The organism is Tateyamaria sp. Alg231-49 (assembly GCF_900143535.1).
Taxonomy (GTDB): domain Bacteria; phylum Pseudomonadota; class Alphaproteobacteria; order Rhodobacterales; family Rhodobacteraceae; genus Tateyamaria.
The window spans coordinates 56,386-74,850 of sequence record NZ_FRFA01000003.1 but is presented as its reverse complement, the minus strand read 5'-3'; the positions used below and the strand labels follow the sequence as shown (position 1 = coordinate 74,850).

Sequence of the window (18,465 nt, the reverse complement as noted above, 5' to 3'; positions counted from 1 at the left end):
TGGATATGTCTCCTTACACCTGAGAAACTGGGGTCCAAACCCCGTTTTGAGCCGAAATCAATGCGGCCTCGACGACTTCGGCCACGGCCAGCCCGTCGCGGAAAGTTGGCCAGTTGGATTGCCCCGCTTCGATAGCCGTCAGAAAATCCTTGGCCTCAATAATGATCTGGTCCTGATAACCAGTGCCGTGACCCGGGCCAAGACAGAAAGGTTTATAATCTGGGTGCGCCGGGCCAGTCAGGATCTTGGCAAACCCACGTGTCGCCTCTGGCCCCTCAGCACGATAGAGCCAGACTGCGTTCTGGTCTTCCTGATCAAAGCGGATCGCGCCCTTGGTGCCATGTATTTCGTAGGCATAGCCCATCTTGCGACCTGTCGCGACACGGCTGGAATAGATGTGCCCTTTCACCTCACTGGCAAAGCGGCACATGATCTGGGCGTGATCGTCATTGGTGACCGCGCCGCCGGGGCGGGTGCGATGTACAGTCTCGACCTCGGCCATGACTTCGGCAATGGGACCCATCAGCGCCAGGGCTGCATTGATTGGATGCGGGGCCAAGTCGCCCATGTTGCCATTGGCCATGCCATCGCACCGCCAATTGTGAGGAGCTTGGGGGTCGGACAGGAAATCTTCTGTATGTTCGCCGCGAAACCATGTGACATCGCCAATGGCGCCGTCTGCCAACAGCTTGCGGACGAACTGGCTGGCGGGTGTGCGAATGTAGTTAAAGCCGACCATGTTGACCACGCCGGATGCCTCTGCCGTCGCGACCATGGCGCGTGCATCCTCAAGCGTATCTGCCAATGGCTTTTCACACAGAACAGGCTTGCCAAGCGCCATCGCAGCCTCGGCAATTGCGCGGTGCGTTTCCTGAGGAGAGGCGATGACTATTGCCTCAACTGCGGGGTCTTCGACCAATGCCTGCCAATTTGGTGCTGCGCGCGCAAACCCGAACTGCTGGCGATACCGCTCGGCGCTTTCGGGTGAGGACGCTGCAATCATCTCGAGTTCAGGGCGCAATTTGGTATTAAAGATCGCGGCAACAGAGGACATGGCAACAGAGTGCGCTTTGCCCATATAGCCGCCGCCAACAACGCCAATTCCGATCTTGACCATATTGCCTCCCTGGCGCCGGCGCCGATTGTATTTGCAACCGATTGCAAAATCTGTAACTTGGGAGACGAACGCGCGCAAGCGACAATTCGCGTTGCGCAAAATCAGCGCATTCTGGGGGGAGCGACCAAGTGGCTGACAAGACCGTAAAACTGACCACGGCCCAGGCGATCATTCGTTGGCTGGCCAACCAGTATATCGAAATAGACGGGACCGAATGGCGCCTGTGCGGCGGGGGTTTCGGGATCTTTGGCCACGGCAATGTCACCTGTCTGGGCGAGGCGCTTTATGATCATCGCGACGAGTTGCCTTTGTATCGCGGGCAGAATGAACAAAGCATGGGGTTCGCAGCGGCCGCTTATTCCAAGCAGTGGTTGCGTCAAAGGTTCATGTTCTGCACGGCAAGCGCTGGACCGGGCACGCTGAACCTTGTGACGGCATCTGCATTGGCGCACGCGAACCGCCTGCCGATGCTGATGCTGTGCGGTGATACGTTCCTGACACGGTTACCTGACCCTGTCTTGCAGCAGATGGAAAATTTCAACGATCCGACCTTTGGTGCCAATGATGCATTCAAGCCCATCACCCGCTATTGGGATCGGATCACCCACCCGGCACAGATCATTCAGTCTTTGCCTGCCGCCATTGCCACGATGATCGACCCCGCAGATTGTGGGCCTGCTTTCCTTGGCCTGCCCCAAGACGTGCAAGGCTGGACGTACGACTACCCCGAAGTTTTCTTTGAAAAGAAAGTCCATCGCATTCGCCGCCAGCCACCGGATGCGAACGAGATCGCGGACGCAACGGCCCTGTTGAAATCGGCCAAACGCCCGATGATCATCGCCGGTGGCGGGGTGCAGTATTCGCGCGCTGTGGCCGAACTGACCCGTTTTGCAGAAGACCACCAGATCCCGGTCGTGGAGACGATCGCGGGCCGGGCCAATATGCTGAATGACCACCCGCTTAATATAGGCCCCATTGGCGTGACCGGGTCTGACAGCGCAAATGCCATCGCCGAACAGGCCGATGTGATCCTTGCCGTTGGTACGCGGTTGCAGGACTTTACCACCGGGTCATGGACTGCCTTCGCCAAGGATGCGCGGTTCATCTCGATCAACGCTGCGCGCCATGATGCGGGCAAGCACATGTCGTTGCCGGTAGTTGGCGATGCCAAGCTGTCTCTTGCAGCGTTGGATACTGCGTTGAGCGACCACAAAGGTTCTTCTGACTGGGTTGCCACGGCGCAGGACGAGCGCAAGAAATGGGATGCCTACGTGGCCGACAATGTGTCCTACGGTGACAACCGGCCCAACTCCTACGCGCAAGCCATCGGTGTGGTGAACGCGATGTGTGACACCCGCGACCGCGTTGTAGCTGCCGCGGGCGGCCTGCCCGCCGAAGTCACCGCAAACTGGCGTACGCTGGATATCGGAACCGTGGACGTTGAGTTTGGGTTTTCCTGCATGGGCTACGAAATTGCGGGGGCATGGGGTGCGCGGATTGCGCAATCCGAACGCGAACCACAGCAAGATACGATCAGCTTTTGTGGCGATGGGTCTTATCTGATGCTCAATTCGGACATCTATTCCTCTGTTCTGACACAGAAAAAGATGATCCTGCTTGTGCTGGACAACGGCGGATTTGCGGTTATCAACAAGCTGCAAAACAACACCGGCAACGAAAGCTTTAACAATCTGATCGCAGATGCCCCGACAGTTCCCGAGGCGTTTGGAGTAGATTTTGAAGCCCATGCCGCATCGCAAGGGGCTGCCGCTGAAACTGTGGCCAACCCTGCAGAACTGGCCGAGGCATTCAAACGCGCCAAGGCGTCGGATAAGACCTACGTCATCGTCATGAAAGTCGACCCTTACGAAGGTTGGACCACCGAGGGCCATACCTGGTGGGAAGTTGGAACGCCGCATGTCACAGACAACGACAAGGTGAGGGCGGCTCATGTCGACTGGGAATCCAGCCGCGACAAACAGCGAAAGGGCGTCTGATGTCTGCGCTGCTGGATGGGATCAAGGGCAACCGTTTCGCCGTTTTTGGCCGTGCCGGGATGGATATGTTTGCAGACCCCGTGGGCACCAAGAGCGAGCATGCAGAAACGTTTCGCGCTGATCTGGGCGGATCATCCGCCAATATCTGCGCCGGTCTGGTCAAGCTGGGCAGTGCCGCATCCTTGATCACCTCGGTCTCGGACGACGCCGTCGGGCGGTTTGCGCTCAACCGGTTGGCCCATTACGGCGTGGACACTTCGTTTATCCGGGTGCTTGGTGGAGAATACCGCCTGTCGCTCGCGGTTTATGAAAGCTGCATCGAAGACTTTCAGAACGTGATCTATCGCAATGGCGCGGTAGATTTTCAGGTGACCGAAGACGATATGGACGCCGTCGACTACACCGGGTTCAGCGCTCTAATCACTGCAGGCACCGTCTTTGCATCCGAGCCATCGCGCAGCGCAACCTTTCGCGCTTTTGAAAACGCGCGCAAAGCCGGTTTGCCAGTGATTTTCGACATCGACTATCGCCCCTACAGCTGGCCATCCGCCGATGTGGCGTCTGATGTGCTGTCTCGGGCCGGTGACGAAAGCGATCTGATTGTCGGAAATGACGAAGAGTTCGGCTTTATGGCTGGCGGGATCGAGCATGGGTTGGACAAGGCGCGAGAACTGGCGGCCAAAGGCAAAATGGTGATCTACAAAATGGGCGAAGGCGGTGCCGTGACGTTTGCAGATGGTCAGGAAATCCGAACCGGGATTTACCCGGTGACCGCCGTGAAACCAAACGGTGCAGGCGACAGCTTTATGGCGGGGCTCCTGTCCTCTATCGCGGACGGTCACTCATTGCGTGACGCGGTTCTGCGCGGCTCTGCCTGTGCCTCAATTGTTGTCAGCCAACCCGGTTGCGCCCCCGCAATGCCAACAACCGCCCAGCTGGACGACTTTCTCTCTAATCACCCTGGCCCGACCGAGGCCTGAAAGGACCGAACATGCATATCGCTCCGTTTGACAACCAAAACAAACCCATCGTCGATATCGACAACCCGACGGTGCCGTTGAACTATTTCAACATCGTCAAACTGAAAAAGGGCGAAGCGTTCGAATACCAGGTACCCGGATACGAGACTTGCATTGTCCCCGCCACCGGCAGTCTGGATGTTGAGATTGAGGGTGTGAGGTTCGACGCTGTTGGCAACCGGGGTGAAGATGTTTGGGACGGTGAGCCAGAAGGTGTTTACGTCCCTGTCGGGGCCAAAGTGACGCTCGTTTGTGTATCGGAAAACAGCGAGACATTCATCGCCGGGGCGCGCTATGACGAAGTGCTCGAACCTTTTGATGTGCGTTCGCATGACCTCGTGCAATACGGTTCAGACGACACCAAAACCCACCGCAAGATCAAGCATATCTTGGGCCAGAAACAGCATGACAAAGTGGGACGGCTTTTGGTGAGTGAGTTATTCACCGTCGGCCAAGGCGGCTGGTCCGGGTTCCCATCCCACAAGCACGACACCAACCGTCTGCCGGACGAAACCCGGCACGACGAAACCTACAACTTTCGCTTCAAACCCAACCATGGATCTGGCCTGCAAATGTTGCAGCGCGAAGATGGCAAAGCCGGAGACGCCTACCACATCGTCGATGGCTCCACGATCTGCATCGACAATGGCTATCACCCCTGCGCTGTGCTGCCGGGCTACGAGATGTACTACTTCACGATCCTCGGCGGCCTGACCCAACGCAGTTTGGTGCAGTACTTTCAGCCGACGCATGCCTATCAGATCGAAACGATCCCGGGCATCAAGGACATGATCGCAAAGTTCAAATAACCCGATCCCGATCGGCACTCTGATCAGCCCGCAAGGCACAGGATCGGGTGCGAGACGCGCAGGAGAATATCAATGACGCTCGTGACCCTCAGGGACGTTTTGCAGCCCGCTTATACAAATGGTTATGCCGTGGCCGGGCTGGTGACGCTGGGCTGGGAAGACATGCGGGCCTACGTGGCCGCTGCCGAGGCCGAGAACGCGCCTGTAATCCTTCAGGCTGGACCATCCTGCCGCGAACACACCCCACTGCCGATCCTAGGCAAGATGTTCCGGCATCTGGCGGAACACGCCTCGGTCCCGGTCGTGGCGCATCTGGACCACGGGTACACGTTTGATGAATGCAAGGAAGCGTTGGACAGCGGGTTTACGTCCCTCATGTTCGACGGCTCCCGCAAGCCTTTGACACAGAACATCGATGAGACTGCCGCGATCGCTGAAATGGCCCATGCCACCGGTATTTCCTGCGAAGGTGAAATCGGATTCGTCGGCTATTCGGGCGGCGAAGGATCAAATGGAACCGACCCGGAAGAAGCCGCCATTTTTGCCCGCGAGAGCGGGGTGGATGCAATGGCGATCTCTGTCGGCAACGTACATTTGCAGCAAGATAAAGAGGGCGGGCTCGATGAGGCTCGCATCGCGGCGATCGAGGCCGTCACGGATGTGCCGCTGGTGATCCACGGCGGATCAGGCGTGCCCATCGCGCAGCGCCAGAAGCTGGCGCGCAACACTGCCATTTGCAAGTTCAACATCGGAACTGAATTACGTTTGGCGTTTGGCGCAGCCATGCGCGAGGCTGTCAATTGCGACCCAGATCGTTTCGACCGCGTTACAATTCTAAAGGAAACGATTGATCCTGTTGAAACAGCGGCGCGAGAAGTGATCAGGGCATTGGGGAACTAAGGCGGTAATCCAGCCTGAGACGAGTTCAAACCATCGACCGCCAGACCCTCACCGCTATTGGACAGAGGGACCTATCCCAACGCGAAACACTGCGCCGGTTGCCTGACATCGAGCAACAGACTTGGGCTTTTTACAGTTCAGAAAACAAGAAATTGTTTGGCTGTGTTGGTAGAAACTCAGTAGCATGATCTCACCTGCACCAAAGAGTGCGGGATGGAGATTTTATGTCGGTTTGATCCGGGCACATGCCCGTGCGTCCCTCGCGGGGCTTGCATCTGAAAGGCTTTTGCGTCGCTCCTTGGGCGACCTTCAATGGTGTGCCCAATACCCTTAGTCCAGAAAAAACTGAAATAAGATCAAAAGGATGGCCAATGCCAGACCAATATGAAACGCGCGATCTGCGCGAAAGCGATATCCCTGCTTTATCTACCATAGCAGACGACACACTGTTTCCCGGTGAGACGTTGGGCGAGATGGTTGCCCCGGCGCTTGCCGGTGAAAGTGAGGACGTGTGGCGCGTTGTGTCGCGAGGCGGCGCGCTTGTGGGGTTCGCCATGGCGCAGCCCGAACCCATGACGGATTGCACGTGGAACTTGCGCGCAATTGCTGTGTCGCCTGAGTTGCACGGCGGCGGTGCAGGATCAGTGTTGTTGTCCGCGATGGAGGCCGCAATGTCTGCGCGCCTAATCGTCATCGACACCACGCAATTGCCGGAGCAGGACCGTGCCCGCCAGTTTTACACAGCGCGCGGTTACACTCATGTGTCCACCATTCCCGAATTTTTCGGAGCGGGGGAAGATAAGGTGACGTTTGTGAAATTCGTGGACGAGGCGAGACGCTGAACACAAAAAAGCCCGCCCTGAAACACGTCAGGGCGGGCGTTTGTCGTCCAGAAGGAGCGCAGCTTACTCGGCTGCGGCTTCTTCGGCAGGTGCCTCGGCGGGCGCTTCTTCTGCAGGTGCTGCGGCGGCTTCTGCGGCTGCGGCAACCTTGGCGGCTTTCTCTTCCGCGCGCTCTTGAGCTTTCTTGCCGGGCTCACCCTTTTTGAGGTTCGCGCGCTCTTTCTTCTCCATTACGCCTGCGGCTTCGAGCATGCGGGCGATCCGGTCTGTGGGCTGTGCGCCTTCACCAAGCCAGTACTGAACGCGCTCGATGTTCATCTTCACGCGCTCTTCGTTGTCTTTGGCGAGCAGAGGGTTATACGTGCCCAGTTTTTCGATGTAGCGGCCGTCGCGTGGCATGCGGCTGTCAGCGGCAACGATACGGTAGAAGGGGCGCTTTTTGGAGCCGCCGCGGGCGAGACGAATTTTCATAGCCATGGTTTTATTTCCTTTTGGTTTGGTAGGGTTGGTGCGTGTGAACACGCACCTTACGTTTGGTGTTTCTGGTGATGCTGAATGACTTCAGCGATGATGAAGTTCAGGAACTTCTTGGCAAATTCGGGGTCGAGATCGGCCTCTTTTGCCAAAGCTTCGAGCCGTGCGATCTGGTCTGCCTCGCGGGCAGGATCGCTAGGTGGAAGGTCGTGTGTGGCCTTGAGTTTCCCCACGGCCTGCGTGTGTTTGAACCGCTCGCCCAGCGTATAAACCAGGATCGCATCGAGGCGGTCGATGCTGTTGCGGTGTTCGGCCAGCACTTCGGCGGCTTTGGAGACGACGTCAGTCAAGAGCCCATCCTTTCGGCTTGAATTGAGGATCGGCATAGTGCCCGATTTCCATTTCGATCCCGTGGGCCAGTTGCGTGTCATCAAGCTGGGCCGGGGACGGGTGGCGATAAACGGCGTCGGAACCGTCAATGCTGGGGGCGCCGGCGTCTTTTTTTGCGCCAAGCCGTTCGGCCAGCCGGACGCTGTCGAGGTTCTTGGGGTCCAAATAGCTGACAGCGGTGTCCCAGCCATTTGCGTAGTAGTATTTGCGCACGGCATGTGTCGCTTCGAGCGCAAAGCCTTTGCCCGCCTTGTCCGGCCAGATGATCCACGCGATTTCACGTTCGGGCCAACCAGCGGGCTGCCAGCCACCGGCCATGCCATAAGTTTCGTCTGTGTCTTTGTCGTGGATCATCCACATTCCAAAGCCCCGGATGTCCCAGTGCCCCATTTCGGCGGCATAAAGCATCCAAGCTTCATACGTGTTCAGCGGCCCGCCCATGAAGCGGGAGCGGTAGGACGCAAAGGTCGCCTTGAAGTTCGGGTAGTCTTCGGCCACGGGTCCGCGCAGGGAAAGCCGCCCGGTTTCGATGGTTGGGATCAGTTGAGAGCTCATGCGAATGTCCCCCGGTGGTGGCGGTAAACGTAGCAAGGGTCTTCGGGTTTGGTTGGGAGCGCATCTTTGTCCAATGTCGCTCCAAGCCGTTTGGCCAAGGCAACAGACGCGTCGTTACCATGGTCGATATAGCTGACGATCGTGTCCCATTTCAGAGTGTCCCACGCATGGGCAATGCAGGCCTTTGCCGCCTCAAATGCGATGCCCTGACCTTCGCTTGCCGGATCAAACAGGACCCAGCCGACTTCCCGCTCGGGCCACGTGCGGGGATACCAGTGCCCGACAATGCCCAGTGGCGTGTCATCTCCGTGGCGGGTGACTGTGAACATCCCGAAACCGCGCATCATCCAATGCCCGAATTCCGTGCCAAAGAAGTTCCAGGCCTGCCGCTCCGTCATCGGGCCGCCTACGAACTGGGAACGCTTGCTAGCAAAGAACGCGATGAAGGCATCCGCGTCCTGCGGCTGTGGCGCACGCAGGGTCAGACGCTCGGTCTGCAATGTTGGGGTGCCGGTCAAACTGATCATGCCAGCGCCTCAGGACCAGGATGGCGGTAGACGCCCATCGCGCCGTAAACGGGGTGTTGGTAGTCTTCCTCGCGTTGGGCACCCATCGATGTCGCGACACCCACCGAGGCGTCATTGCCATGGGCGATCATGCTGACCACAGTAGTCCAACCCAGTGTGTCATAGGCATGCGCCCGCGCCGCTTTGCCCGCCTCCACGGCATAGCCTTTGCCGATGCCAGACCAGATGTACCAGCCCACTTCGGCTTCGGGCCAGTCCAGCGGGTTGTGCAGGCCGACGAGCCCAATAGGCGCGTCATCGTCGCGCAGTGTCACAATCCAGCGTCCGTAGCCGCGCATACCCCAATGGCCGATCACCTGACACAAATAGCGCCATGTCTCGGCCTCGGTCATAGGCCCGCCGACAAAACGCGCCGCGTCGCTTGCATAAAACGCGGCAAATGCGGGCACGTCCTCTGCGCGTGGTGCACGCAGGGTGAGTCTGTCGGTGTTTATGTTGGGGATGTCGATCACAAGCCGAGCTCTTGAACTGTCGCGCCATCAAGAACTGGGCGGGTGAAGGTGCGATCAAAGCTGAGGATGCAGCCGGTGTCTTTTGCATGCACATAGGCGCGCTGGCACTCAGCGTCCTGTGCCATTTCTTTGCGATAGGTCTCGTAAGCGGCGAGCGACGGGAAAGAGAACATGGCCCACGCCTTGTTGTTGGCCCCTTCCGAAGGCAGGAAATAGCCGTGATGCGTTCCTCCCATCGCATTGACGAGGTGAATCCAAGCCTTTGCGTAGACTTCGAACGCATCGACCTTGGCCGGGTCGATCACATATGTGATGAGCGCGGTGATCACTTCTTCTTCCCAAAGCCCGACAGACCGGGGGGCAGGCCCATGCCGCCGCCCAGACCGGGGAGGCCGCCGCCGCCTTTGCCCAGCTGCTTGGCGGCTGCTTCCAGCTGTTTGGGGTCCATGCCCTGGGCCATCGCAGCAGGGTCCATCCCGCCTTTGCCACCCATCATGGCCTTCATCGCCTGTTTCATCATGCCGCCTTTGCCCTTGCCGAGCTTTTTCATCATGTCCGACATCTGGCGGTGCATCTTGAGTAGTTTGTTGAGGTCCGACACCTCCATGCCCGATCCGCGCGCGATCCGCTTCTTGCGGGAGGCTTGCAGAATTTGCGGCGCGGCGCGCTCTTTCTTGGTCATGGAGCCGATCATGGCGATCTGCTGTTTCAGGATTTTGTCATCGAAGCCTGCGTTTTTGACCTGAGCGGCCATTTTGCCCATGCCGGGCATCATGCCCATCATGCCTTCCATGCCGCCCATCTTGATCATCTGTTCCAGCTGCATGCGCAGGTCGTTCATGTTAAACTGACCTTTGGCCATGCGCTTCATCATGCGCTCGGCTTGTTCGGCCTCGATGGTTTCCTGGGCCTTTTCGACGAGGGCCACGATGTCGCCCATGCCGAGGATGCGGCCAGCGATCCGTTCGGGTTCGAAAGTTTCGAGCGCGTCCATCTTTTCGCCAAGGCCGACGAATTTGATCGGTTTGCCGGTGACCGCGCGCATGGACAGAGCCGCACCGCCGCGCCCGTCGCCGTCCATCCGTGTCAGGACCACGCCCGAGATGCCGATGCGCTCGTCAAAGTTCTGCGCGGTGTGCACGGCGTCCTGACCGGTCAGGCCATCGACGACCAGCAGGGTTTCGCGTGGGTTGGCCACGTCGCGGACCTGTTCGACCTGCGTCATCAACTCTTCGTCGATGGAGAGCCGCCCGGCTGTGTCGAGCATGTAAACGTCATAACCGCCCATGCTCGCTTGGGTCTTGGCCCGTTTGGCGATCTGGACGGGGTTTTCGCCTTTGACGATGGGCAGGGTGTCGACGCCGATTTGCGTGCCGAGGATGGCGAGTTGTTCCATCGCCGCCGGACGGTTCACGTCGAGAGAGGCCATGAGCACGCGCTTGCCATCACGGTCGGTGAGGCGCTTGGCGAGTTTGGCGGTGGTTGTCGTTTTACCGCCACCTTGCAGGCCGACCATCAGGATCGGGGCGGGCGGGCTGTCGATGCGCAGCGCACCCGGTTCACCTTCACCCGTCAGGGTATCGATCAGCGCGTCGTGCACGATCTTGACGACCTGCTGACCCGGTGTGACCGATTTGGTCACGGCCTGACCAGTTGCCTTGTCTTGTACCGCTTTGACAAAGTCGCGGGCGACAGGCAGCGATACGTCTGCCTCCAGCAATGCCACGCGCACTTCGCGCAGCGCGGTTTTGACGTCATCCTCGGACAACGCACCCTGTTTTGTCAGGCGGTCGAAGACACCGGAGAGGCGTTCGGATAGATTTTCAAACATATGCGTGCCTTTCGACCGTGAACGTTGTGCCTGACAGATAAGATCAGGCGGTGAGGTTCCCAAGATAACGGACCAAACGAAAATCACCCCCGTGGGCGCAACGCGCTGACGGAGGTCGATCCCAGGTTAATCCCAAGGGACCGGAAACGAAACGGTTTCCGGGTGTTGGTCGCGGATTAGGGGAGACCGCAATCTGAGTCAAGGGCAGGGGGTGTTGAATGCCGTCAGGCAGTGGCGAAGGGCGACGTGGTGTTGGCGCGGCCACGGGCTGGATCGCCGCGCATGATGGCATTGGCACGAGCTTGGTGGGAAGCGCAGACATTAAGGAAAGGGATCGAATTGGGACGCAGGCAGGATGTGTCAAGTGACGCTCTCCGCCTGCGAACCTGATCTTACTATTTGATTTTAAATGTCTTCTTGATCTTTTTGATCACCTCTTTGGGGGCCATCTTGATCTTGTTCTTTTTCACAAAGGCCTTGGCGCTTCTGGGCCCATCCGATTTCTTGCCGGCCTTCAGCATTGCCGCGGCTGTGGCGATGCCCTTTTTGTCGACGACATCCAGTTCCTTCATGAGGGCAGGGTACTTGGTTCTGAGCATCAACTTTTCGACGTTCTTGACGTGTACAGCTCTGAAGTCATCGTCCTTCTTGTAAAAGGGCTCGATAAATTCGCCACTCACAAAGCGGTTGGTATCGGCGACTGCCCCTTCATAGATGACTTTCCACTCTTTAGACTTCCAATCCTGTGCCTTGCCCAGTCGTTTGGCCGCGAGCAGAGAATCTGAGCCAGCATTGACCTGATGTTTGGCATTGTCGGCAAAGAAGAGTTTGAACTGAGACTTTGGATCGATCTTTTTCTCGGCGGCATCGAGGAAAATATACTTTTCAGGACAACCCCTTTTCTTCAGATAAGCCCGAAACAAGGGGCCTAGCCTCGTGTCCTTCAGAAGGTCTATGGCATCGTCCGGGTAGCCTACTCCATCAATCTTTTCCATGTTGTCCTCGTTTATCCAGTATTCAAAATTGCGTTGTGAAAAGGAAACACGGAGGTGCCGGGTATTATTCATAACCCTGCGCAAGATTTTCAAAAACAGGTTGGTATCGCGCCCGGGCTGTGCGCGTTGATCGTCAGGGCAAAGGACGAGGTTTAGTGTCCGGCCTTAGGCCGACAAGCGTTTGTAGCTGCGCAGCCAATCGTTGATCACATCCGCCGCCTGCCGCGGACCGTTGCCAGACACGTAAGCTTCGACCAGTGGATAAGGCGGCGTGGTGTCGTGGAATGTCAGCGTGGGGCGGGCAGTGTCCGAAAATTCCTCGACCTCTGCGCGGCGCACAGTGGCGAGCGGATAAGTGGCACTGCGATACCGCAGCAGCGTGCGCCGTTGGACGGTGGCTGTGCCCGCGCTGGCATCAAAAATCACCTGATCCCGCTTGATGGCCAGAGCAAAGATGCCAAGCGGTACGCCCGCACCCGCAAGCACCGTGACAAGTCCAACGATTTCACCTTGTGCGATCAGGGCGAGACCCGCAGCCGCGCAGGCCACGATGCAAACAATCAGCCCTCCGCCCAGCACCCATGGCGCGTGCGCAAGGATCAATTGTGAGGGCAGGTTGCGCAGCACGGTCATGACCCAATTCTAGGCGCGGACCTCATGGGGCGTCCAGATGACAGCGATGCATCTTCGTACTTCACAACGAGAAACCCCCTCTGACTTGGGCCAAAGGGGGCTGAGTGGTGGGCTTTGGTAGAGAAAGCGGGTGACTTAGGCCGCCAGTTTCTGGATATCGGCCTTGGCGCCAGCGATGGCCTCTTCGCCTTGCGCCATGACCCGGTCGGCGGCGATGATTTGCACATTCGTAATGCCGATAAAGCCAAGCACGTGTTTCATGTAGCCAGTGGCAAAGTCGATATCGCTGCCCACGGGCGTGCCTCCGGTGGCAACCGCCAGAATGACGCGTTTGCCGCTCAACAGACCAACTGGGCCGGATTCGCTGTACTTGAAGGTCACACCAGCGCGCGCGACCAGATCGACCCATGCTTTGAGGGCGGCAGGAATGCCGAAGTTGTAGACCGGCACGCCGATCACAATCGTTTCGGCCTCTTTCAGCTCGTCGACCAACTGGTCAGACAGCGCCAGCGTGTTGGTCTTTGTCGCATCGCGTTGATCTGCCGGCGTGAAGTTGGCGTTGACCCAGTTTTCGGTGATCTGAGGCAGTGCTTCGCTCAGATCCCGGCGGATCACGGGGCCTGCGAATTTGCCTACGATCTGGGCAGAAAGGTCGCGGGTCACAGAGCCTTGGAAACGGGCAGAGCTGTCGATGTGCAGAGTGGTCATGTTCAGGTCCTTTCATAGGAGCGGGTTTTGGTGTCTGCCCTTACAATTGAACCTTGCAAATTCGAACGCAATTGGTGAAAATCAACATCACGTGTTTACAAATGCACAATGAGGACGGCATGGATAACTGGGATGAAATCAAGACAGCCTACCAAGTGGCCCGCATGGGCACGGTCAGTGGCGCGGCAGAGGTTTTGGGCGTTCACCATGCAACCGTGATCCGTCATATCGACGCGCTAGAGGGCCGGTTGGGGGTCAAACTCTTTCAACGCCACGCTCGTGGGTACACCCCGACTGAGGCGGGGGATGACCTGTTTCGGGTAGCGCAGGCCACAGATGATCAGTTTGGTCAGTTGGTGGGTCGTATCAAGGGGCGCGGAACCGAAGTGTCGGGCGAGTTGGTTGTCACCTCTCTTGTGACGATGGCCCCGCGATTGGCTCCTGTTCTGACCGCATTTCAGCAAGAACATCCGGATGTCATTGTGCGTTATCTGACCGGGGATCGTCTGTTCCGCCTTGAATACGGAGAGGCCCATGTGGCGATCCGGGCGGGGAATGCGCCGGATCAGCCGGACAATGTAGTGCAGCCGTTTGTGCGTTTGACCGTGGGGCTTTTTGCCACGAAAGGCTATGTGGAGCGCCATGGCCTCCCGGATTTGTCTGGCGATACCAGTGGTCACCGCTTTGTCGGCCATGACGCTGCCGACAGCCGCGCGCCTTTTCACAAATGGCTGCGTTCTCAGGTGTCCGAGGACACGATCACCTTCCGCTCAACGGACGTGCGCGCGCTGGAACAGGCGGTGTTAGCCGGGGCGGGGGTTGGATTTCTGCCAGTGCTTGAGGCCCGCGCAAACCCCGACCTGGTAGAGATCATGGAACCGAGCGAGGACTGGACCGCGCCTTTGTGGCTCGTCACCCATGTCGACCTGCATCGCACCAATAAAGTGCAGGCGTTCCTGTCCTTTCTCAAAGAGAGGTCCAAAGACTGGAAGGTGCTGTGAGGGCCGCGTTTTGAGCCCTGCTTTGCGCGGACATGCGGCCATGCTTACATTCTCGGCCCTTGTGGCGGGGTCGTTTTCCCTTGGCGCTCTGGTCGCCAACGAGATTGATCCCGCAGCCCTGAACGCGCTTCGCTTTGGTTTGGCAGCCTGCATCATTGGGGTTGCGGTTTTGGCCACGGGCGGGATGACGCGTGCTGCACTTGCTGCCCCCTGGCGTTACCTCGTTTTGGGCGGGCTGTTTTCTGTCTACTTTGTTCTGATGTTTGAGGGGCTAAAGACCGCTCCGCCGGTAAGTGCGGCGGCGGTGTTCACCCTGACCCCTCTGATGTCTGGGTTTTTTGGCTGGTGGTTGCTTCGCCAGATCACCACACCCCGCATGGCACTTGCGCTGGCCATTGGGGGCGCGGGTGCGCTCTGGGTCATATTCCGCGCGGATGTGGCGGCGCTGCTCGCTTTTGAGGTCGGGAAGGGTGAGGTCATCTATTTCTTTGGTTGCCTCAGCCACGCGATTTACACCCCAATGGTGCGCAAACTGAACCGGGGGGAACCTGCGGTGGTGTTCACGTTTGGCATGCTGGTGGCAGGCGCGCTGCTGCTGACCATTTACGGCTGGTCCGACATCCGGGCGACTGATTGGGCTGGGTTGCCAGCGATCGTTTGGGTGACGTTGGTTTATATTGCGGTCTTTGCCTCGGCGGCGACCTTCGTCTTGTTGCAATTTGCCACGATGCGCCTGCCCAGTGCCAAGGTCATGGCCTATACCTATCTCACTCCCAGTTGGGTGATCCTTTGGGAAGTCGCCCTTGGAAATGGTGTGCCCGGTCCTCTCGTATTTGGAGGCGTGGTGCTGACCATCATTGCACTGGTGATGCTGCTGCGAGACGATGATGTGACGGCATGACAAAGTTACATCAACGTCGATCGCAAGGGGCAGCTTGTGGCGCCGGTTGGTCTGTACTGACAAGGCGCTTTTCAGGGTTGATCTGCCTCGGGTAGTTCGCTGGCAAGAAACCGTTCGAATGCATCCAGATTGACCGGTTCAAACTGGCCAAATCCTTGCATCCAGACGCTGGCCGCACGCATCGCGTCCGGTTGCAGCTTGCACCACTTGACCCTGCCTCGTTTCTCCTGCGCGATCAGCCCGGCACGGGTGAGGATTGTCAGGTGTTTGGAAATGGCAGCCAGCGACATCTCGAACGGTTCGGCGACGTCCGTGACAGCCATGTCATCCTCAAGCAGCATCGACAGGATCGCGCGGCGCGTAGGGTCCGCAAGGGCGGAAAAGGTGGTGTCGAGCGTGTCTGCCATGCCCTGTCATACGAGGGCATGGCGTCGGTGAAAAGTGTTCAAAGGTAGGGATGGTGCGTCGATTGGGAAGGCCAGCGATGACGCATCTGCTCCAGTTCGCTGGGGTTCAGCCCGATATCGCGGGCGATATGGGCGGTAAGCGGGGGCAGTGCGGTACCTTCGATCGCCTCCTTCGACGACGCATAGCGGAAGATTTTTGCACAAGTGTTCAGTGCGCGCAAAAGCGCGTTGGTGTGGATCAGTTGCATGGGTAACCTCAACGAATATGAGTTGTGGGAACATATTTGCCAGAAAAAATGAACTGCCACAAACTCAGCTCTTTGACATTACTTGTGCAAAAAATGCACAATTCTTCCATGTCGCGTACATTGCCCAACCTGAATGCCTTGCGCGCCTTTGAGGCCGCCGCCCGTCACGAAAGCTTTAGCCGTGCCGCTGAGGAGTTGGGTGTCAGTCATTCCGCGATCAGCCGCCATGTGCGGGGTCTTGAGGCGCGACTGGGCGTTCAATTGTTTCGCGATGCCTCGCGGGGCGTGGCGCTAACTGCGGAAGGGGGGCACTATCTGGGCCGGATCACACCTGCTTTTGACGTTATCGGTGAGGCCACTGAAGGGCTGGCTGACACGCCGTCGGGCCGGGTGGTTGTGAACAGCGAACCTGTCTTTGCCGCCAAGATTGTCGTTCCGCTGTTGTCGAAGTTTCAGGCGAACTTGCCTGAGATCGAGTTGCGCCTGATTGGATCAAACGAGCTCGCCGATCTGGACCGGTACGAGGCTGATCTTGCGATACGTTATGCCAAGACGGGGCATTTGCAGGAGCCATCGGATTTGCTGAGTGATGCCGCGATATATCCCTTTGCGGCGCCGGGTTACCTCAAGGACGACATCCTGCGGCCTCAGGATCTGGCCCGTGTGCCGCTGCTGAGGGATCGTGGGCCGAACATCTGGATCGATTGGGCCGCGCGCGCGGGTTGGGATGTCGAGGTGCCTGATCCGCCGTGGCGGATGCGTGCCGCACTGGCATTGGAGGCGGCTGTGCATGGGGCAGGCGTGTATCTTGGCGCATCGGACGGTACCCATCTGGACGAAGCGGCGGGGCGTCTGGTGCGGGTGTCTGATGTGAGCTTTCGGCAGGGTTCGTTTCACTTGCTCACCAGCGGTCAAGCGGGGCGACGCAAAGCCGTGCGCTCAGTGCGTCGCTGGCTTTTGGACCATACTCAGGCGTTGCGCAGCACTTAAGATCAACCAAATGGTTGAATAAGCGATATGCTTGAGATTAGGGGCTTGGCGCCCTGCGGCGGTTTGTCCGCCATATTTGGGCACTAGTAATTTTCAATTAATTTCATGAGTTTAAGCCTGTTTTGGTCGGCGCTCTGCCGCCGTTGACTCATTCATCCCCGCATCATATCCCAATCGCATCCAAAGGACGGGACAAAGGCACGTGACCGACCCTGACGACAAGGCCAAGATGGAGGCGCTAAATGCGCGTTTGCAGGCCGTCAAAGAGGACCACGCGCCAAAACCCCGCACGCCGGATCACCACTCTCAGGCACAGCTTGCCTGGCGCATGGTGATCGAGTTGGTGGCCGGTCTCGGGATCGGGTTTGGTATGGGGTACGGGTTGGATGCGCTGTTTGGCACCTCTCCGTGGTTCATGATCGTGTTTATATTCTTGGGCTTTGCAGCCGGCGTCAAAACGATGATGCGCAGTGCAGAAGAAGTCCAAAGCAAGCAGGCCGCCGAGCTGGCCGAAGAAGATGACCGCCCCACGGGGTGAGATAAGACGGAGAGAGCCAGATGGCAGATGAAGCAAAAGGTGGCGGTGGTCTTTCGTTCCACCCAATGGACCAGTTTCAGGTAAAGCCGCTTTTCGGCACCTATGGCGATCCAATCCACTGGTACACCATCACCAACGTGACCTTCTGGCTGGCGCTGGCGGTTCTGGCGGTTCTGGGCCTGATGGTTCTGACAACGTCCAAGCGCGCGGTTGTTCCGGGCCGGGGCCAGTCGGTCGCCGAGCTCATGTACGGCTTTGTCTACAAAATGGTTGAGGACGTAACCGGCAAGGACGGGATCAAGTATTTCCCCTACATCATGACGTTGTTCATGTTCATCCTGTGCGCCAACTTCCTCGGACTGCTGCCCACATCTTTCACGACCACATCGCACATTGCCGTTACGGCGGTTCTGGGCTTTGGCGTGTTCTTTGCAGTGACCATTCTGGGCTTTGTCAAAAACGGCGCGGGTTTTCTAAGCCTGTTCTGGGTGGCAAGCGCACCCTTGCCGCTGCGTCCGATCCTTGCCCTGATCGAAATTATTTCCTACTTCGTGCGCCCTGTTAGCCACTCCATTCGTTTGGCGGGCAACATGATGGCCGGTCACGCCGTTCTGAAAGTGTTCGCGGGGTTCGCTCAAGTCGCAGCGATTGCCCCCGTGGCGATCATCGGGGTGATGGCGATCTACGGGCTCGAAGTGCTGGTGTCAGCCATTCAGGCCTACGTCTTTACCATTCTCACATGCGTGTATCTCAAGGATGCATTGCACCCGCATCACTAACGAATGGTGCGTGAGATCACGCACCCTACCAACTAACTTCCAATCGTAAGGAGAATTCTCATGGAAGGTGAACTCGCACACATCGGCGCAGGCCTCGCAGCAATCGGTTCCGGCGCAGCCGCTATCGGTGTTGGTCACGTGGCTGGCAACTTCCTCGCTGGCGCCCTGCGCAACCCATCGGCAGCCGCCGGTCAGACAGCGACACTGTTCATCGGCATCGCCTTTGCAGAAGCCTTGGGGATCTTTTCGTTCCTCGTCGCTCTGCTGCTGATGTTTGCTGTTTAAGTCACTC

General features: G+C 58.2%; 24 protein-coding genes. 11 read left to right on the top strand and 13 right to left on the bottom strand.

Annotated elements, in window-relative coordinates; all coding sequences use genetic code 11:
- Positions 1–13: 13 nt before the first annotated feature.
- A complete protein-coding gene (locus DHN60_RS06310; RefSeq protein WP_108836724.1) occupies positions 14–1,117 on the bottom strand; it encodes a Gfo/Idh/MocA family protein in 1,104 nt (367 codons plus the stop codon).
- Between the two features lie 128 nt (positions 1,118–1,245).
- Here DHN60_RS06310 and iolD point away from each other — a divergent pair, with 128 nt between their 5' ends.
- The 5 genes from iolD (at position 1,246) to DHN60_RS06285 (ending at position 6,684) form a co-directional block, all read left to right on the top strand.
- The gene (gene iolD, locus DHN60_RS06305) at positions 1,246–3,114 is read left to right on the top strand and encodes a 3D-(3,5/4)-trihydroxycyclohexane-1,2-dione acylhydrolase (decyclizing) (RefSeq protein WP_108836439.1); all 1,869 of its coding nucleotides are present in this window, start codon (positions 1,246–1,248) and stop codon (positions 3,112–3,114) included.
- On the top strand, positions 3,114–4,094 hold the full coding sequence (locus DHN60_RS06300) for a PfkB family carbohydrate kinase (RefSeq protein WP_108836438.1): 981 nt from the start codon (positions 3,114–3,116) through the stop codon (positions 4,092–4,094). The genes iolD and DHN60_RS06300 overlap by 1 nt, the downstream gene beginning before the upstream one ends.
- An 11-nt stretch (positions 4,095–4,105) precedes the next feature.
- The gene (locus tag DHN60_RS06295; RefSeq protein ID WP_108836437.1) at positions 4,106–4,942 is read left to right on the top strand and encodes a 5-deoxy-glucuronate isomerase; all 837 of its coding nucleotides are present in this window, start codon (positions 4,106–4,108) and stop codon (positions 4,940–4,942) included.
- Between the two features lie 72 nt (positions 4,943–5,014).
- A complete protein-coding gene (locus DHN60_RS06290) occupies positions 5,015–5,842 on the top strand; it encodes a class II fructose-bisphosphate aldolase (RefSeq protein WP_108836436.1) in 828 nt (275 codons plus the stop codon).
- Between the two features lie 371 nt (positions 5,843–6,213).
- A complete protein-coding gene (locus DHN60_RS06285; RefSeq protein ID WP_159089134.1) occupies positions 6,214–6,684 on the top strand; it encodes a GNAT family N-acetyltransferase in 471 nt (156 codons plus the stop codon).
- 63 nt (positions 6,685–6,747) lie between these two features.
- On the opposite strand, the gene rpsP is transcribed toward DHN60_RS06285, so the two are convergent.
- The 10 genes from rpsP to DHN60_RS06235 form a co-directional block, all read right to left on the bottom strand.
- Positions 6,748–7,161, bottom strand: coding sequence for a 30S ribosomal protein S16 (gene rpsP, locus DHN60_RS06280; protein WP_108836723.1), 414 nt, complete (start codon positions 7,159–7,161; stop codon positions 6,748–6,750).
- Between the two features lie 50 nt (positions 7,162–7,211).
- On the bottom strand, positions 7,212–7,508 hold the full coding sequence (locus DHN60_RS06275) for a chorismate mutase (RefSeq protein ID WP_108836434.1): 297 nt from the start codon (positions 7,506–7,508) through the stop codon (positions 7,212–7,214).
- Positions 7,501–8,103, bottom strand: coding sequence for a GNAT family N-acetyltransferase (locus tag DHN60_RS06270; RefSeq protein ID WP_108836433.1), 603 nt, complete (start codon positions 8,101–8,103; stop codon positions 7,501–7,503). The genes DHN60_RS06275 and DHN60_RS06270 overlap by 8 nt, the downstream gene beginning before the upstream one ends.
- A complete protein-coding gene (locus tag DHN60_RS06265; protein WP_108836432.1) occupies positions 8,100–8,630 on the bottom strand; it encodes a GNAT family N-acetyltransferase in 531 nt (176 codons plus the stop codon). The genes DHN60_RS06270 and DHN60_RS06265 overlap by 4 nt, the downstream gene beginning before the upstream one ends.
- Positions 8,627–9,142, bottom strand: a complete 516-nt coding sequence (locus tag DHN60_RS06260; RefSeq protein WP_234423549.1) for a GNAT family N-acetyltransferase — start codon at positions 9,140–9,142, stop codon at positions 8,627–8,629. Before DHN60_RS06260 ends, DHN60_RS06265 begins: the two co-directional genes overlap by 4 nt.
- Positions 9,139–9,471, bottom strand: coding sequence for an NIPSNAP family protein (locus tag DHN60_RS06255; protein ID WP_108836431.1), 333 nt, complete (start codon positions 9,469–9,471; stop codon positions 9,139–9,141). Before DHN60_RS06255 ends, DHN60_RS06260 begins: the two co-directional genes overlap by 4 nt.
- Positions 9,468–10,973 (bottom strand): signal recognition particle protein, encoded by a 1,506-nt coding sequence (gene ffh / locus DHN60_RS06250; protein ID WP_108836430.1) that lies wholly within the window; start codon positions 10,971–10,973, stop codon positions 9,468–9,470. Before ffh ends, DHN60_RS06255 begins: the two co-directional genes overlap by 4 nt.
- Before the next feature lie 395 nt (positions 10,974–11,368).
- Positions 11,369–11,968 (bottom strand): hypothetical protein, encoded by a 600-nt coding sequence (locus tag DHN60_RS06245; protein ID WP_159089133.1) that lies wholly within the window; start codon positions 11,966–11,968, stop codon positions 11,369–11,371.
- Positions 11,969–12,133: 165 nt separating this feature from the next.
- A complete protein-coding gene (locus DHN60_RS06240; RefSeq protein ID WP_108836428.1) occupies positions 12,134–12,601 on the bottom strand; it encodes a hypothetical protein in 468 nt (155 codons plus the stop codon).
- 135 nt (positions 12,602–12,736) lie between these two features.
- Entirely contained in the window at positions 12,737–13,315 is a 579-nt protein-coding gene (locus DHN60_RS06235; protein ID WP_108836427.1) for an FMN-dependent NADH-azoreductase, read from the bottom strand.
- Positions 13,316–13,428: 113 nt separating this feature from the next.
- Between DHN60_RS06235 and DHN60_RS06230 the strand changes: the two genes are divergently transcribed.
- Together DHN60_RS06230 and DHN60_RS06225 are read left to right on the top strand one after the other, a co-directional pair.
- Positions 13,429–14,310, top strand: coding sequence for a LysR family transcriptional regulator (locus DHN60_RS06230; protein ID WP_108836721.1), 882 nt, complete (start codon positions 13,429–13,431; stop codon positions 14,308–14,310).
- 10 nt (positions 14,311–14,320) lie between these two features.
- Positions 14,321–15,211 (top strand): DMT family transporter, encoded by an 891-nt coding sequence (locus DHN60_RS06225; RefSeq protein ID WP_108836426.1) that lies wholly within the window; start codon positions 14,321–14,323, stop codon positions 15,209–15,211.
- Positions 15,212–15,282: 71 nt separating this feature from the next.
- Here the strand turns inward: DHN60_RS06225 and DHN60_RS06220 are convergent, their stop codons facing one another.
- Both DHN60_RS06220 and DHN60_RS06215 read right to left on the bottom strand, forming a co-directional pair.
- On the bottom strand, positions 15,283–15,618 hold the full coding sequence (locus tag DHN60_RS06220) for a helix-turn-helix transcriptional regulator (protein ID WP_108836425.1): 336 nt from the start codon (positions 15,616–15,618) through the stop codon (positions 15,283–15,285).
- 38 nt (positions 15,619–15,656) lie between these two features.
- Positions 15,657–15,866, bottom strand: a complete 210-nt coding sequence (locus DHN60_RS06215) for a hypothetical protein (protein ID WP_108836424.1) — start codon at positions 15,864–15,866, stop codon at positions 15,657–15,659.
- Positions 15,867–15,974: 108 nt separating this feature from the next.
- Between DHN60_RS06215 and DHN60_RS06210 the strand changes: the two genes are divergently transcribed.
- The 4 genes from DHN60_RS06210 to DHN60_RS06195 all read left to right on the top strand — a co-directional run bounded on the left by DHN60_RS06210 (position 15,975) and on the right by DHN60_RS06195 (position 18,458).
- Positions 15,975–16,856, top strand: a complete 882-nt coding sequence (locus tag DHN60_RS06210; RefSeq protein ID WP_159089132.1) for a LysR family transcriptional regulator — start codon at positions 15,975–15,977, stop codon at positions 16,854–16,856.
- A 202-nt stretch (positions 16,857–17,058) separates the two neighbouring features.
- A complete protein-coding gene (locus DHN60_RS06205) occupies positions 17,059–17,394 on the top strand; it encodes an AtpZ/AtpI family protein (protein ID WP_108836422.1) in 336 nt (111 codons plus the stop codon).
- A 20-nt stretch (positions 17,395–17,414) separates the two neighbouring features.
- On the top strand, positions 17,415–18,173 hold the full coding sequence (locus DHN60_RS06200) for a F0F1 ATP synthase subunit A (RefSeq protein WP_108836421.1): 759 nt from the start codon (positions 17,415–17,417) through the stop codon (positions 18,171–18,173).
- Between the two features lie 60 nt (positions 18,174–18,233).
- Positions 18,234–18,458, top strand: coding sequence for a F0F1 ATP synthase subunit C (locus DHN60_RS06195; RefSeq protein ID WP_015496525.1), 225 nt, complete (start codon positions 18,234–18,236; stop codon positions 18,456–18,458).
- Positions 18,459–18,465: the final 7 nt, after the last annotated feature.

Coding starts and splice junctions, on each gene's coding strand:
- DHN60_RS06310 (WP_108836724.1), bottom strand. CDS start 1,117: ATGGTCAAGATCGGAATTGGCGTTGTTGGCGGCGGCTATATGGGCAAA.
- DHN60_RS06300 (WP_108836438.1), top strand. CDS start 3,114: ATGTCTGCGCTGCTGGATGGGATCAAGGGCAACCGTTTCGCCGTTTTT.
- DHN60_RS06295 (WP_108836437.1), top strand. CDS start 4,106: ATGCATATCGCTCCGTTTGACAACCAAAACAAACCCATCGTCGATATC.
- DHN60_RS06290 (WP_108836436.1), top strand. CDS start 5,015: ATGACGCTCGTGACCCTCAGGGACGTTTTGCAGCCCGCTTATACAAAT.
- DHN60_RS06285 (WP_159089134.1), top strand. CDS start 6,214: ATGCCAGACCAATATGAAACGCGCGATCTGCGCGAAAGCGATATCCCT.
- rpsP (WP_108836723.1), bottom strand. CDS start 7,161: ATGGCTATGAAAATTCGTCTCGCCCGCGGCGGCTCCAAAAAGCGCCCC.
- DHN60_RS06270 (WP_108836433.1), bottom strand. CDS start 8,103: ATGAGCTCTCAACTGATCCCAACCATCGAAACCGGGCGGCTTTCCCTG.
- DHN60_RS06265 (WP_108836432.1), bottom strand. CDS start 8,630: ATGATCAGTTTGACCGGCACCCCAACATTGCAGACCGAGCGTCTGACC.
- ffh (WP_108836430.1), bottom strand. CDS start 10,973: ATGTTTGAAAATCTATCCGAACGCCTCTCCGGTGTCTTCGACCGCCTG.
- DHN60_RS06245 (WP_159089133.1), bottom strand. CDS start 11,968: ATGGAAAAGATTGATGGAGTAGGCTACCCGGACGATGCCATAGACCTT.
- DHN60_RS06240 (WP_108836428.1), bottom strand. CDS start 12,601: ATGACCGTGCTGCGCAACCTGCCCTCACAATTGATCCTTGCGCACGCG.
- DHN60_RS06230 (WP_108836721.1), top strand. CDS start 13,429: ATGGATAACTGGGATGAAATCAAGACAGCCTACCAAGTGGCCCGCATG.
- DHN60_RS06220 (WP_108836425.1), bottom strand. CDS start 15,618: ATGGCAGACACGCTCGACACCACCTTTTCCGCCCTTGCGGACCCTACG.
- DHN60_RS06215 (WP_108836424.1), bottom strand. CDS start 15,866: ATGCAACTGATCCACACCAACGCGCTTTTGCGCGCACTGAACACTTGT.
- DHN60_RS06210 (WP_159089132.1), top strand. CDS start 15,975: ATGTCGCGTACATTGCCCAACCTGAATGCCTTGCGCGCCTTTGAGGCC.
- DHN60_RS06200 (WP_108836421.1), top strand. CDS start 17,415: ATGGCAGATGAAGCAAAAGGTGGCGGTGGTCTTTCGTTCCACCCAATG.
- DHN60_RS06195 (WP_015496525.1), top strand. CDS start 18,234: ATGGAAGGTGAACTCGCACACATCGGCGCAGGCCTCGCAGCAATCGGT.